Here is a 12,860-nt window from a genome sequence, read left to right as displayed (position 1 = left end):
GCGGCCGAACTTGGACGGCCGGCTGGCCGATTGAAGATCAGGCGGAGCTTGCGGCCCCGCCCCGCATTGCGATTCAGATCCGCTTTTCCGTTTCGGCGTCGAAAAGCGATGCCAGCGACATGTCGAAACTGAGCTTCACCGGCGTCCCCGCCTTGAAGCGGCGCGCGCCGTTGATGCGGACCGACATCGTATGGCCCGCATGCTTCAGCCACAGAAGGTTGTCGGCGCCCATCGGCTCCTCGATGTCGACGGTGGCATCGTGCACTTCGGGGCCGAGATTTTCATCGACCTTGATGTGTTCCGGACGCACCCCAAGAACGACCTTGCGGCCCGCCTGCAGCGGTTCTGCCGCTTCATAGCCCTCGAGCGAGAAGCTGACGCCGTTTGCGATAAACGCCGGCCTGTCGCCCTTTCTGGTCAACTCGCCATTGAGGAAATTCATCGAGGGCGAGCCGATGAAGCCCGCAACGAAAAGGTTGCGCGGCTTGTTGTAAATCGTCGTCGGATCGTCGAGCTGCTGGATGATGCCGCTTTTCATGATCGCGATGCGATCGGCGAGCGTCAGCGCCTCGATCTGGTCGTGGGTCACGTAGATCATCGTGTTCTTCAGCGACTGGTGGAGCCGCTTGATCTCGACGCGCAGTTCCGAACGGAGCTTGGCATCGAGGTTCGAGAGCGGCTCGTCGAAGAGGAATACGTCGACGTCGCGCACCAGGGCACGGCCGATCGCTACGCGCTGCCGCTGCCCACCGGAAAGCTCGGCGGGCTTGCGCTTCAAGAGCGGCTGGATCTGCAGAATTTCGGCAGCACGAGCCACGCGCTTCTCGATCTCGACCTGCGGCACCTTCGCAACGCGAAGACCGAAGGAGAGGTTCTTCTCGACGCTCATCTGCGGATAGAGCGCATAGGACTGGAACACCATGCCGATGCCGCGATCCTTCGGCTCCTCCCAGGTGACGTTCTTGCCCTTGATGAAGATCTGCCCCGCGGATGCATCGAGTAGTCCCGCGATGCAGTTGAGCAGGGTGGACTTGCCGCAACCGGACGAACCGAGCAGCACCAGGAATTCTCCGTCGTTGATGTCGAGGTTCAGATCCTTGAGAACGCTGACGGCGCCGAAATTCAGCGACAGATCTTTGATGGAAACGCTTGTTTGCATGGATCAACCTTTCACTGCGCCGGCGGCGATACCGCGAACGAAGAGACGCCCGGAGACGAAGTAGACGATAAGCGGAACGGCGCCGGTAAGCAGCGTTGCGGCCATGTTGACATTGTATTCCTTCACGCCCTGGACGGCGTTGACGATGTTGTTGAGCTGCACCGTCATCGGGAAATTCTGGTTGCCGGCGAAGATTACGCCGAACAGGAAGTCGTTCCAGATGCCGGTGATCTGGATGATCATCGACACGACGAAGATCGGCAGCGACATCGGCAGCATGATGCGGAAGAACACCTGCCAGAATCCGGCCCCGTCCACACGCGCGGCCTTGAAGAGCTCGGGCGGCAGCGACGCGAAATAGTTGCGGAAGAGCAGCGTATTGATCGGCATGCCGAAGATCGTGTGCACCAGGACGACCGCCCAGATGGTCGAGAAGATGCCGAGCTCGCGCATGATGATGACAAGCGGATAGAGCATCACCTGATAGGGGATGAAGGCGCCGAAGAGCAGGATCGTGAAGAACACTTCCGACCCTTTGAAGCGCCAGTAGGAGAGCCCGTAGCCATTCACGGAAGCGATCGCCACCGAGATGATGACGCTCGGAATGGTGATCTTCACCGACTTCCAGAAACCGACGCTGATGCCGGAGCATTCGAGACCGGTGCAGGCCTGGCTCCATGCCTTGACCCAGGGTTCGAAGGTGATCTGCACCGGCGGAGCGAAGATGTTGCCCATGCGGATTTCGGTCATGTCTTTCAGAGACGTGACGACCATCACGTAAAGCGGAAGGAGATAGTAGAGCGCGGCGACCGTAAGCACGCTGTAGAGGATGATGGTCGACGGTGCGAACATGCGCCTCGGCTTTGCACCAAACGGTTCGTCCGCAGAGATAACTGCCATGATCGGGCTCCTCAGGATCGTTTCTGGCGGAACTCGGAGAGAGCCCACGGAACCAGGATGATGAAGACGGTGACCAGCATCACGGTGGATGCCGCAAGCCCCTGCCCGAGATTGGCGCGCTCGAACATGAACGAATAGACGTATTTGGCAGGCACTTCCGATGCGAAACCAGGTCCGCCCTGCGTCATCGCGACGACGAGGTCATAGACGCGCACGATGCCCGAGGCGACGATGACGAGTGTTGTGACAAAGACGCCGCGCATCATCGGAATGATGATGAAGAGATAGGTGCGCCATGCCGGGATGCCGTCGACGCGGGCGGCCTTCCAGATTTCGGAATCGATACCGCGCAGACCCGCAAGCATCAGCACCATGACAAGTCCCGTCCCCTGCCAGAGGCCAGCGACGACCAGCGCATAAATGACGGTGTTCTTGTCGCCGAGCAGGGCCAGGCTGCCGCCCGGAAGGCCGAGATCGTTGAGGACCTTCGGGACGCCGAGGCTGGGATCGAGAATCCACTGCCAGACGAGCCCCGTGACGATGAACGACAGCGCGAACGGATAGAGAAAGATCGTGCGGAACGTGTTCTCGAACCGGATCTTCTGATCGATGAGAACGGCCAGCAGGAAACCGATGACGAAGACGAATGTCAGTACGCAGATGCCATAGGTCGCAAGGTTGATGACCGACTGGTTCCAGCGCGCACTGCCGAACAGACGCCGGTACTGATCGAAGCCGACGAAATCGGTTGTCGGCAGCAGTCGCGACGACGTGAATGAGTAGAAAACGGTCCAGAGCGTGCAACCGATGAAAATCACGATGACCGTCAGCATCATCGGGATTGCCGCGATCTTCGCATTGAGGTTGCGCAACAGGCCAAACGGCCGGCCGGGGTGAGCCATCGATACCTCCTGTGGGCGGCGCAGGCGCGGGCGGACTAGCGCCCGCGCCCGTAAGCCGTCTCAAGTCGTAAGAGCGTCTATGGCCTTACTGGGCCTGTGAGATGATATCGACCTGACGGTCGATCGCGTCATCCACGGACATCTTGGAGCTGAAGAACTCGAGCGCGAGATCCTGCAGCTGGCCCTGCGTATCGGAGTCGAGCATCTGCTCGGTCGAAGGCAGAACGTTGTCGAGGTTGGAAAGGATCTCGATGCCCTTCTTCATGCAGGCATTGGCCGCATTGAGATCGACATCGCCGCGCACCGGCAGCGAACCCTTGACGAGGTTGAACTTGACCTGGACTTCCTTGGAAAGAAGCATCTTGGCGAGTTCGAGCTGCGCCTTGGTCACGTCAGGATTGCTGTTCTTCGGGAAGTAGAAGGCATCGCCGCCCGTATCGAGCTGCGGGTTGTAGCCGAGGCCGGGAAGGCAATCATAATCCGTGCCTGCCACCTTCTTCGCCACACCGAATTCGCCCTGCGCCCAATCGCCCATGATCTGAGCGGCAGCCTTGCCCTCGATCACCATGTTGGTGGCGACGTTCCAGTCGCGGCCGGAATAGGACGGATCGACCATGTCGCGGGCCTGGGCGAAAGCTTCCCATACCTTGCGGTTCTGATCACTGCGGATGGCTTCCTCGCTCTTCTTGTCGTTGATGGCGAGGTAGAGTTCCTTGCCGCCGATACCGGCTTGCATGACGTTACGGATACCTTCGACCTGCCACGGGGCACCCGTCGCAAGCGGGGTGACGCCTTTCTCCTTGAGCTTCGACGCGTCGGCTGCAAGTTCCTCCCAGTTCTTCGGAACAGCCATGCCGTTGTCTTCGAAGACGTGGCGGTTAACCCACATCCACTGCCAGGAGTGAATGTTGATAGGCACGCAATAAATCTTGCCTTCGTAGGTGCAGGCGTCGAGCAGCTTCGCCGGACGGATAACGTCCTTCCAGTGCTCCGCCTCGGCGAGCGGCGTCAGGTCGGTCATGAGGCCGGCCTTGATGAGCTCTTCGGCGTCGCGGCCGGTATTCATCTGGGTCGCGCCCATCGGATTGCCACCGAGAATACGGCTGATGATGATTGGATTGGCGGTGGTGCCGGAACCGGCAATCGCGCCATCGACCCACTTGTTGTCGCCGAGCGCATTGTAGCTATCGGCAAGAACCTTGACGGCGGCGGCTTCACCGCCGGATGTCCACCAATGGGTGACTTCAAGATCGGTTGCGTGGGCCGCACCGAGCGGAAGCGCCACCGACGCGGCAAGCACTGCCGCAAACGAACGAAACCTCATGAGTTCTCCTCCCTCACTGAAACGTTGCCGGAAAAACTTAGTTCAATCGATATTTTGGCGCAACCGCCCGCCCACAAAAAATTTTCCTGGACAGCTCCCGCGGCTATAAACGGCTGTCTGGATCTCGCTATCTTGCGTCGATCGTACTGCGTTTCGCGGCGGCGACAGACCCGCGTGAATGCATGTAATTAATTGATATTATGTGATATTTTTTATATGCATGACAGCCTTTGCAGAAAATCTGTTTCGCACACGCGAAAACTTTATTGTCGGCATTCAAATCACATCTTGAGCAGAGAATGCTGCATTGCAACCAGGAAAAAGTTCTCGACATTCCGACTGTATCGTTACAGATTTCTCCTCGCGAGTAAGCACCGGCTTTAGCAGAGGGCGTGCTTACAGCGCCGCGCAAAACATTCTATAAGCGGATCGAAATCGCGCGAGGTGGCGTAAAGGAATGGAAAGCAAGGGAAATCTGGGGGGAGCGGCATCGGGCTTGCAACGCGAACGGCCGACGCTCAAGACAATCGCCTTCATGACAGGGCTGGGCATCACCACGGTCTCGCGGGCGCTCAAGGATGCACCGGATATCGGCGCGGAAACCAAGGAGCGCGTACGCATGGTGGCGCGCCAGCTCGGTTATCAGCCGAACCGCGCGGGCGTACGCCTTCGAACCGGCAAGACCAACGTCATCGCGCTCGTCCTCAGCATCGATGAAGAGATCATGGGTTTCAGCAGCCAGATGGTCTTCGGCATATCCGAAGTCCTGACCGGCACGCCCTACCACATCGTCGTCACGCCGCATTCGCATAGCAAGGACCCGATGCTGCCGGTGCGCTACATCCTGGACACCGGCTCTGCCGACGGCGTCATCATTTCCCGTATCGAGCCCGACGATCCGCGCGTACGGCTTCTTGTCGAGCAGAACATGCCGTTCGCGACCCACGGACGGACCGACGGGGGGCTGGTGCACCCTTATCACGATTTCGACAACGAGGCCTTCGCCCACGAGGCGGTGAAGAAGCTTGTCAACCGTGGCCGCAGGCATATCGCCCTGCTCCAGCCGCCAAGCAAGCTGACTTACTACGCCCATACGCGCATCGGTTTCCAGACGGGCCTTCACGACTACGGCGCCGACGAGGTGCCGCTGCGCGTCAACATCGATGCGCCGCTGGAGGAGATCAAGAACGCAGTTGAAACGCTGATGCGATCATCCAGCGCCCCCGACGGCATCGTCTGCTCGGCGGGAAGTGCGGCCATCGCCGTCAATGCCGGCATCGAAGCCGCGGGAAAGCGCGTGGGCTACGATATCGACATGGTCTCGAAACAATCCGCGCCGATCCTGAACTGGATCAGGCCGGAGATCATTACCGCCTACGAAGACGTTCGCCATGCAGGCCGGGAAATGGCGAAGGCCGTGATCGCACGCATTGACGGCATCGAGCCCGAGCTGCTGCAAAGCATCAGCAAACCGGTCTGGCCGGATGGGAAATAAGCTTGATGGGAGGCTGCCTCCCGACCTGAGACGCGAGCGCGCTCCCTCATTCCTGTGCTTGTCACAGGAATCCAATGCGCCCATGTCCATGGGCGCGGGAAACTCTCCTACCTGAAGAAAAATAAGTCATTCATCGCGCAGACGCGCGTTGGCTGGCTTCCTGTGACAAGCACCGGAATGACGGAGGATACGGCAATAAAAAAGCCCGACCGAAGCCGGGCTTTCCTTCAATTCATAAAACGCAACCTTCAGAAGCTCGCCGCACCGCTCCCCCACGGTCCGTGATGGAAATCCTTGCCGTCGACACGGTCGAAGCCATGCGCGCCGAAGAAGTCACGCTGCGCCTGGATGAGGTTGGCAGTGCCGCGACCCTGGCGGTAGGCGTCGAAATAGGTGAGCGCCGAGGTGAGCGCCGGCACAGGCAGACCAGCCTGGAGGGCAGCTGCCACGACGCGGCGGAGCGCCGGGACCGATTCCTTGACCATCTCCGAAAAGGCCGGCGTCACGATGAGGTTTGCCGCATCCGGGGCCTTGGTGAAGGCACTGGTGATCTCATCGAGGAACTGTGAGCGGATGATGCAGCCGGCGCGCCAGATCTTCGCGATCGTGGGCATGGGCAGCGACCAGTTGAACTCGCGGGAGGCTTCCGCCATGACGGCAAAGCCCTGCGCGTAGGCGCCGATCTTTGCGGCAAACAGTGCCAGCTCCAAATCCTTGTCGAGTTCCGGACCGTAAGCGATCGGGAACTTGTATTCTGGCTTGCCGAAGATCTTCTCGGCAGCTTCACGCTGCTCCTTCATCGAGGAGATGCTGCGGGCGGCGACGGCAGCCTCGATGGCGGTCGCCGGAATACCCATGTTCTGCGCTTCGATCGCCGACCACTTGCCGGTACCCTTCTGGCCGGCCTTGTCGAGGATCATGTCGACCATCGAGCCCTTGGAGATCGGATCGGTAGCGGCGAGCACCTTCTCGGAAATCTCAATCAGGTAGGAGTTCAGGCGGCCCTTGTTCCACTGACCGAAGATCTTGCTGATCTCCTGCGAATCCTTGCCGAGGCCGTCGCGGAAGATGCCGTAGATTTCGGCGATCATCTGCATGTCGGCGTATTCGATGCCGTTATGGATTGTCTTGACGAAGTGGCCGGCGCCATCGTTGCCAAGCCAGGCGACGCAGGGATCGCCATTGTACTTGGCTGCAATCGAGGTGAGAACCTTCTCCACGCGCTTCCAGGAGTCTTCGGTTCCGCCGACCATGATCGACGGGCCGTGGCGGGCACCTTCCTCGCCGCCGGAAACGCCCATGCCGATGAAGGTGAGGCCTGTATCCTTGAGGCGATCGAAGCGGGCAACCGTATCGCGGAAGTTGGCGTTGCCTGCATCGATCATGATGTCGTTCTTCTCCAGATGCGGGCGCAGCGCCTCCATCTGCTGATCGACCGGATCACCTGCCTTGATCATGATAATGATCGGGCGCGGCGGGCGGATCGCGGCAACGAACTCCTCGATCGTCTTGCAGGGGATGATCTGCTTCTTCAGATCGCCGGCGCTTTCGTAGAATTCATCCGTCTTCTCAGGAGTGCGGTTGAAGACCGCTATCTTGTTGCCTTTTTCCGCAATGTTGAGCGCCAGATTGGAACCCATGACGGCAAGGCCGATCAGCCCGATTTCTGCCTTTTCCACGATACACCTCCGATGTGTCATTCCGGACCGGTGTTGTGGCACTCTCCGGCCAAAACGGCAAGTACGGAAGGCCGCCAATCGGTCTGCCGGCGCCGGATCAACTTTTCCCAACATGGAGCCTTTCCTCTGCTACAGTAAGCCGAGGAGACGCCGAGGAAAGCAAGATGAGCACCCTGCCCGCCAAAATCGTTCACTGCTCGGTCGATCGCAACTGGAAGGACGTTTACGACTTTGCCGGCAAGCCGGAGAACATGCCGCTCTGGGCATCCGGACTGGCCTCGGGTCTCGAGCCGGATGGAAACGACTGGATCGCGCACGGCGTTCTTGGATCAGTGCGGGTGAGCTTTGTTCCACGTAATGAGTTCGGCGTGATCGACCATACGGTTACGATCGAAAGCGGGCTGCGGGTCTACAACGCTTTGCGAATCGTCCCGAATGGCAGCGGCTGCGAGGTGATGTTTACACTGTTGAGACAGCCAGGCATGACGGACGAGCAGTTCGCAGCCGATACGGCCCACGTGCAGAAAGATCTCGGCGCCTTGAAATCATTGATGGAGATGTAATTCCATGGAAAAGAGCGCAAACGACCTGAAGATCGACTACGTCGAATTCAACGTTACCGATATAGCGGCGGCAAAGAGCTTCTACGGGGATGCATTCGGTTGGCGTTTCACGGATTACGGTCCCAATTACTGTGAGTTCGATGACGGCCGCCTGAAGGGCGGTTTCACCAATCTCGCGCCGCCGCGCCCCGGCGGCCCGTACGTGATCCTTTACGCAGACAATCTCGAGGAAGCCGTATCGAAGGTGGAGCGCGCCGGAGGCACGATCGCAAAGCCGATCACCGCCTTTCCGGGCGGCAGGCGATTTCATTTCCTCGACAGGGACGGGTACGAGCTCGCAGTGTGGAGCAAGGTCTAGCCTAGGCTGCGATTGATGAAACTGCAGCGGCCGCAGCGGTTTCGATCACCACAAGCGCCCCCAGAACCTGCCCCGACGAATCACGCAACGGCGACATGCGGCAGCGCACGCTCCTGCTTCCGTTGCGCTGCTCGTAGTAGAAATCGACGAGCTGACCGGCGAAGCAGGCATCGAAGTTGACCTTCGACCGTGCCAGGAACCGCTCCTCGCCGATAAACTCCATCACGTGCCGACCGACCATATCGATCGGCTTGCGTCCGAGATATGCGCAATTGACCTGATTGGAATAAAGATACCGGTAATCGGGTGTAACTACGGCAACGCGATCAGGCAACGTTTCCAGAATTGCCCAGTTCAGAAAATTCCCATTGTCGATATCGGGCATGTAGCGCTTTGGTGACGCCAACGGGATTTGTTGCGGAGACACGACTTCCCGGCGCCGCGGCGCTCCGAAGTAGCGATTGAGCAGTGACGTGAGGACTGCCGCATGATTGCTGACGCTGGTGCCCTCGTCGACCTCCTGTTGCAACAAGTGGGCGACAAATTGGAGCTGCATGCACATTTCCAGCAAGGTTGCAGCATTATAGTTCAGGATCACTTGAACCAGAGGTTCGATATCGCAATCTAGAGTTGCAACACGCACATCGTCGCCGACGCGTATGGCTTCCTCGATCTGCGTGCACCGCGATGTAAAAGCTTGCAAAAGTTCAAGCAAGGCGCCCCCCAGGTCGCTCGTTTCTCTAAGAGATTCAACTTATACCTGCTTTAGCGAAATGCAACGCACGCCACATCTTCACGCACGCCGCTACTCGCCTTAGTAGAAGGGCTAACATGAACAGCGTTCATATTCAACGCGACGTCGGATCGAATTTTAATGGATGAAATATAAGGGGATGCACCTCTTCAATTAAGAATTTCGTGCTTTACCTTCCAGCGGTCGTGGTACCAAAGCCATTGCGCGGGATATTCCCGCACCCAGCTCTCAACCTTGTCGTTCAACATCTGAGCAGTCGCCGTAACGTCGAGATTGCCCTTCTCGTCACGGGGCATTTCGAGCTTCGGCTCGATCTCCAACCGGTAGCGGTTGCCAGGCAGCCGGATGCAGCGTGCGGGATACACATCGCAATTGAACTGCCGTACGAGTTTCGGCAGCAGCGGGTTCGTCTTGACATTCAGGCCAAAGAATTTGGTCTTCAGCCCCTTGCGGAACTTCTGGTCGACAAGGACGCCGACGCCCTGCCCGGCTTCGAGCTGGCGGGCCAGCGCAAAGGATGAGCCGGCATGCGACGGTACGAGCTTGCCCATGCGGGTGCTGCGGAAATCGAAGATTTTCTGGGCGACATAAGGGTTGTTCGGCGGGCGGAACAGTACCGTCACCTGCAGGCCGAAAGCGGCGCCCGCCACCGGCAGGAGTTCAAAGTTGCCGGTATGTCCGGTGAACACGATGAACGGGCGCGGATTGTCCCGCAGTTCCATGAAAATCGGAATGCCCGAAACCTCCACCCGGCCGGGCTCGGGCCGGTAGTAGTCGTAATCGAACAACCGATCTAGGAACACGTACTCCGCCGCCAGACGCCCCATATTGCCCCAGCTTGCCACGGCGATCGCTTCGATCTCCGCATCGCTCTTTTCGGGAAAGGCATTGCGCAGATTGAAGAGCATCAGCTTGTGACGGGGCGTGTGTGGACCGATCTTGCGCGTCAGCCAATCGGCAAAAGAGATCGCCCCGTCGGCCGGAAAAATCTTCAGGAAATTCAGGAAGCCGAACATCAGCTGAGCGATCAGCCATTGGCGAAAACGCTCCAGCTTCAGAACGATCCTGGTGATGAAGAGCTTCACAGGCTCAGTCCATCTTCAGGATGATCTTGCCGAAGATCTGCCGAGACTCCATCCGCTCGAGCGCGCGGTCGATGTCATCGAAGCCGACCTCGGTATCGATGACCGGATGAACGAGGCCACGCCCCATCTTCTGCATGGCGTCCGCCATATTTTCCATGCGGCAGCCGAAGGAGCCCAGGAGCTTCAGCTGCTGCTGGAAGAGCATCATGAGGTTCATCTCGGTGGAAACGCCGGAGGTCGAGCCGCAAGTGACCAGGCGGCCGCCCCGCTTGAGGCAAAGCATCGAGCCGGCCCAGGTATCCTTGCCTACGTGTTCGAAGACGACGTCGACGCCTTTCTTCTTGGTGAGCTTGCGCACAACGCCCTCGAAGCGGTCCGTCCGATAATTGATGACGTGATCGGCACCAAGGGCCTTCGCCCTCTCGATCTTGTCGTCCGAGCCAACGGTGGTGATCACCGTGCAGCCGATCTTCTTCGCGAGTTGGATCGCGGCCGTGCCGATGCCGGAGCCGCCGGCATGAACGAGGATCGTCTCGCCCGGCTCGAGCTTGGCATTGTCGAACAGCATATGCTCGACAGTACCGAAGGTGACCGGCGCAAGGGCGGCGCCAACAGCATCGACGCCGGGAGGTGCCGGAACGAGAAGGCGGGCGGGGAGGTTCACCTTTTCCTGCGCGAAGCCGTCGAGATGGAAGCCGTGCACGCCGGAAACGTGTTCACAGAGATTGTCGCGGCCTTCGCGACACGGACGGCAGAGACCACAGGTGCGCGCGCCGTAGATGGCGACGAGCTGGCCGGGCAGAACATTCGCGACGCCAGGCCCGATGGCTTCCACGACGCCCGAGGCCTCCGCACCGATGACGAGCGGCATCTTGCGCTTGGCAAATGCCATGCCGCGCCAGCCCCAGACATCGATATGGTTGAGGGCGACCGCCTTGACGCGCAGCGTCACCTCGCCTGCGGCCGGAGCGTCCGGCTCCGGCAGGTCAGTGATCTCAAGCTTGCGGTCGTCGACCAGTTGCAAAGCGCGCATAGAAAACCTTTCGCCTCGAAGGCGTTTTATCTCTCTTATCTTTCGGGAACCGCTTAAGCCGGTTCGAGCGCCATGACAAGGCTGGCGTTCTGTCCACCGAATCCGAACGAGTTCGAAAGCACGGCGGAAACCTGTTGCGCACGCTTCTTGTTCGGCACGACATCGAGGACGATCGCCGGATCCGGATTGTTGTAGTTGATCGTCGGCGGCAGCGTGCCGGTCAGCATGGTCTGCAGCGAGAAGACCGCTTCGACCGCACCGGCCGCCGTCAGCGTATGGCCGATCATCGACTTGTTGGACGATAGCGGAATGGCGGGCATGCGGTCGCCGAAGACGGCGAGCATGGAGGCATATTCCATCTTGTCGTTCTCCGGCGTCGAGGTGCCGTGCGCGTTGATGTAGCCGATTTCGGTGTGGTCGATGCCCGCATCCGCGAGCGCTGCGCGGATTGTAGCGATCGCAGGCCCGCCATCCGGCGAGGAGCGCGTGCGATGGAAGGAGTCGGCCTTGTCGCCCGCACCCTTCATGATGCCGAGCACCTTGGCGCCGCGTGCAATGGCGGCCTCCAGTGATTCCAGCACGAGCGTCGCGGCACCCTCGGCGATGACGAAACCGTCGCGATCCTTGCTGAACGGCTTCGATGCCCTAGTCGGCGGATCGTTCTGCGTCGAAAGCGCCGAAAGCAGGGAGAAGCGGATGAGGGCTTCCGCACTCAGCGAAGCGTCGGTGGCAACGGCAAGCGCGCGGTCGGTACGGCCCTGCCGGATCGCTTCGATGCCGAGCTGGATGGCTGTCGCGCCGGATGCACAGGCGGTCGACAGCGTCACCGGCAGGCCGCGCGTGCCGAAACGGTCGGCGAGACGTTCGGAGATCGCACCAAAGAGCGCCGCCTCGTGAAATGCCGCGTCGGTGCGCTTGCGCATGGCCGCAAGGAAGCGTTCGTAGACGTCGCCTGCATGGTCGGACGGTGGCGAACGGTCGCCGAGGTCGAAGCGCGCGCTCCATTCCGGCTCGATCGGTGGAGCCGCCAGGAACAGCGGACCGTTGAAGTCACCGGAGATATCGGCGTCGGCCAGCGCTTCGATCGTCGTTTCGCGAGCGAGCGCGTAGGACCGTTCGACGGCGTTTGGCACCGGAATGTCGATGAAATCGACCGTGCCGGCGATGCGGGTCGAGAGTCCGTCGGTCGGGAAGCGCGTGATCTCATGGATGCCGGAGGTGCCGGACGTCAAAGCCTCCCAGTTGTCCTTGAGCCCCTGGCCGAGCGAGGTGATGATGCCCATGCCGGTGACCGCGACGATCGGACGGCCGAGATGATCCTTGTAAGCAGATTCTGTCATTTGATCACTCCTCACGCTTCCGCGGAAAGAACGGCGACACCTTCGCCGCGCTGGTGGCCGACCGTGGTGACGACGGCCGCGGTTGTACCCGCGCTCATCGGCTTTTCCTGAGCGGCGTCGAAAGGCGGAACCTTGGCTTTTCTATCAACGGCGAGTGCAGCGAAAGCAAGGCCAAGGGTAAACTGCGCTTCTATGGCATGGCCGGAAACGCCGCCGAAGCCGCGGACGGCCGCGCCCGGAAGCTGGTGCTCGAGAACCGCCTTCTCGC

12 protein-coding genes and 1 pseudogene are annotated in these 12,860 nt (G+C 59.9%); 3 read left to right on the top strand and 10 right to left on the bottom strand.

What is annotated here, in order from left to right:
- Positions 1-73 precede the first annotated feature (73 nt).
- From ACPYOI_RS17220 to ACPYOI_RS17205, 4 genes are all read right to left on the bottom strand, one after another.
- A complete protein-coding gene (locus ACPYOI_RS17220; RefSeq protein WP_481418665.1) occupies positions 74-1,159 on the bottom strand; it encodes an ABC transporter ATP-binding protein in 1,086 nt (361 codons plus the stop codon).
- 3 nt (positions 1,160-1,162) lie between these two features.
- Entirely contained in the window at positions 1,163-2,059 is an 897-nt protein-coding gene (locus ACPYOI_RS17215; RefSeq protein ID WP_168830965.1) for a carbohydrate ABC transporter permease, read from the bottom strand.
- A gap of 11 nt (positions 2,060-2,070) precedes the next feature.
- On the bottom strand, positions 2,071-2,961 hold the full coding sequence (locus tag ACPYOI_RS17210; protein WP_168830964.1) for a carbohydrate ABC transporter permease: 891 nt from the start codon (positions 2,959-2,961) through the stop codon (positions 2,071-2,073).
- A gap of 85 nt (positions 2,962-3,046) precedes the next feature.
- Complete coding sequence (locus ACPYOI_RS17205) at positions 3,047-4,285, bottom strand: ABC transporter substrate-binding protein (protein ID WP_481418664.1); 1,239 nt, start codon at positions 4,283-4,285, stop codon at positions 3,047-3,049.
- Between the two features lie 457 nt (positions 4,286-4,742).
- Here ACPYOI_RS17205 and ACPYOI_RS17200 point away from each other — a divergent pair, with 457 nt between their 5' ends.
- Complete coding sequence (locus ACPYOI_RS17200; RefSeq protein WP_481418663.1) at positions 4,743-5,780, top strand: LacI family transcriptional regulator; 1,038 nt, start codon at positions 4,743-4,745, stop codon at positions 5,778-5,780.
- A 248-nt stretch (positions 5,781-6,028) separates the two neighbouring features.
- On the opposite strand, the gene gndA is transcribed toward ACPYOI_RS17200, so the two are convergent.
- Complete coding sequence (gene gndA, locus ACPYOI_RS17195; RefSeq protein ID WP_481418662.1) at positions 6,029-7,480, bottom strand: NADP-dependent phosphogluconate dehydrogenase; 1,452 nt, start codon at positions 7,478-7,480, stop codon at positions 6,029-6,031.
- Positions 7,481-7,623: 143 nt separating this feature from the next.
- On the opposite strand from gndA, the gene ACPYOI_RS17190 reads away from it, so the two are divergent.
- Together ACPYOI_RS17190 and ACPYOI_RS17185 are read left to right on the top strand one after the other, a co-directional pair.
- Positions 7,624-8,022 (top strand): SRPBCC family protein, encoded by a 399-nt coding sequence (locus tag ACPYOI_RS17190; RefSeq protein WP_481418661.1) that lies wholly within the window; start codon positions 7,624-7,626, stop codon positions 8,020-8,022.
- Between the two features lie 4 nt (positions 8,023-8,026).
- Entirely contained in the window at positions 8,027-8,380 is a 354-nt protein-coding gene (locus ACPYOI_RS17185) for a VOC family protein (RefSeq protein ID WP_481418660.1), read from the top strand.
- A gap of 1 nt (position 8,381) precedes the next feature.
- Here ACPYOI_RS17185 and ACPYOI_RS17180 read toward each other — a convergent pair whose 3' ends face one another.
- The 5 genes and pseudogenes from ACPYOI_RS17180 to ACPYOI_RS17160 form a co-directional block, all read right to left on the bottom strand.
- Complete coding sequence (locus ACPYOI_RS17180; protein ID WP_481418659.1) at positions 8,382-9,095, bottom strand: PAS domain-containing protein; 714 nt, start codon at positions 9,093-9,095, stop codon at positions 8,382-8,384.
- A 188-nt stretch (positions 9,096-9,283) separates the two neighbouring features.
- The gene (locus tag ACPYOI_RS17175; RefSeq protein WP_481418658.1) at positions 9,284-10,219 is read right to left on the bottom strand and encodes a lipid A biosynthesis lauroyl acyltransferase; all 936 of its coding nucleotides are present in this window, start codon (positions 10,217-10,219) and stop codon (positions 9,284-9,286) included.
- Positions 10,220-10,223: 4 nt separating this feature from the next.
- Entirely contained in the window at positions 10,224-11,252 is a 1,029-nt protein-coding gene (locus tag ACPYOI_RS17170; RefSeq protein WP_481418657.1) for a zinc-binding dehydrogenase, read from the bottom strand.
- A 53-nt stretch (positions 11,253-11,305) separates the two neighbouring features.
- Complete coding sequence (locus ACPYOI_RS17165; RefSeq protein ID WP_481418656.1) at positions 11,306-12,592, bottom strand: beta-ketoacyl-ACP synthase; 1,287 nt, start codon at positions 12,590-12,592, stop codon at positions 11,306-11,308.
- An 11-nt stretch (positions 12,593-12,603) separates the two neighbouring features.
- Positions 12,604-12,860, bottom strand: a pseudogene (locus tag ACPYOI_RS17160) (beta-ketoacyl-ACP synthase); the annotation flags it as partial.

The organism is Rhizobium sp. SVR5-2C, assembly GCF_056755115.1.
The sequence above is the reverse complement of the archived record's forward strand: the minus strand, read 5'-3'. Positions and strand labels throughout refer to the sequence as shown.

What these genes read in the sequence shown, in the direction of transcription:
- ACPYOI_RS17220 (WP_481418665.1), bottom strand. Translation starts at nt 1,159, where the DNA reads ATGCAAACAAGCGTTTCCATCAAAGATCTGTCGCTGAATTTCGGCGCC.
- ACPYOI_RS17215 (WP_168830965.1), bottom strand. Translation starts at nt 2,059, where the DNA reads ATGGCAGTTATCTCTGCGGACGAACCGTTTGGTGCAAAGCCGAGGCGC.
- ACPYOI_RS17210 (WP_168830964.1), bottom strand. Translation starts at nt 2,961, where the DNA reads ATGGCTCACCCCGGCCGGCCGTTTGGCCTGTTGCGCAACCTCAATGCG.
- ACPYOI_RS17205 (WP_481418664.1), bottom strand. Translation starts at nt 4,285, where the DNA reads ATGAGGTTTCGTTCGTTTGCGGCAGTGCTTGCCGCGTCGGTGGCGCTT.
- ACPYOI_RS17200 (WP_481418663.1), top strand. Translation starts at nt 4,743, where the DNA reads ATGGAAAGCAAGGGAAATCTGGGGGGAGCGGCATCGGGCTTGCAACGC.
- gndA (WP_481418662.1), bottom strand. Translation starts at nt 7,480, where the DNA reads ATGACACATCGGAGGTGTATCGTGGAAAAGGCAGAAATCGGGCTGATC.
- ACPYOI_RS17190 (WP_481418661.1), top strand. Translation starts at nt 7,624, where the DNA reads ATGAGCACCCTGCCCGCCAAAATCGTTCACTGCTCGGTCGATCGCAAC.
- ACPYOI_RS17185 (WP_481418660.1), top strand. Translation starts at nt 8,027, where the DNA reads ATGGAAAAGAGCGCAAACGACCTGAAGATCGACTACGTCGAATTCAAC.
- ACPYOI_RS17170 (WP_481418657.1), bottom strand. Translation starts at nt 11,252, where the DNA reads ATGCGCGCTTTGCAACTGGTCGACGACCGCAAGCTTGAGATCACTGAC.
- ACPYOI_RS17165 (WP_481418656.1), bottom strand. Translation starts at nt 12,592, where the DNA reads ATGACAGAATCTGCTTACAAGGATCATCTCGGCCGTCCGATCGTCGCG.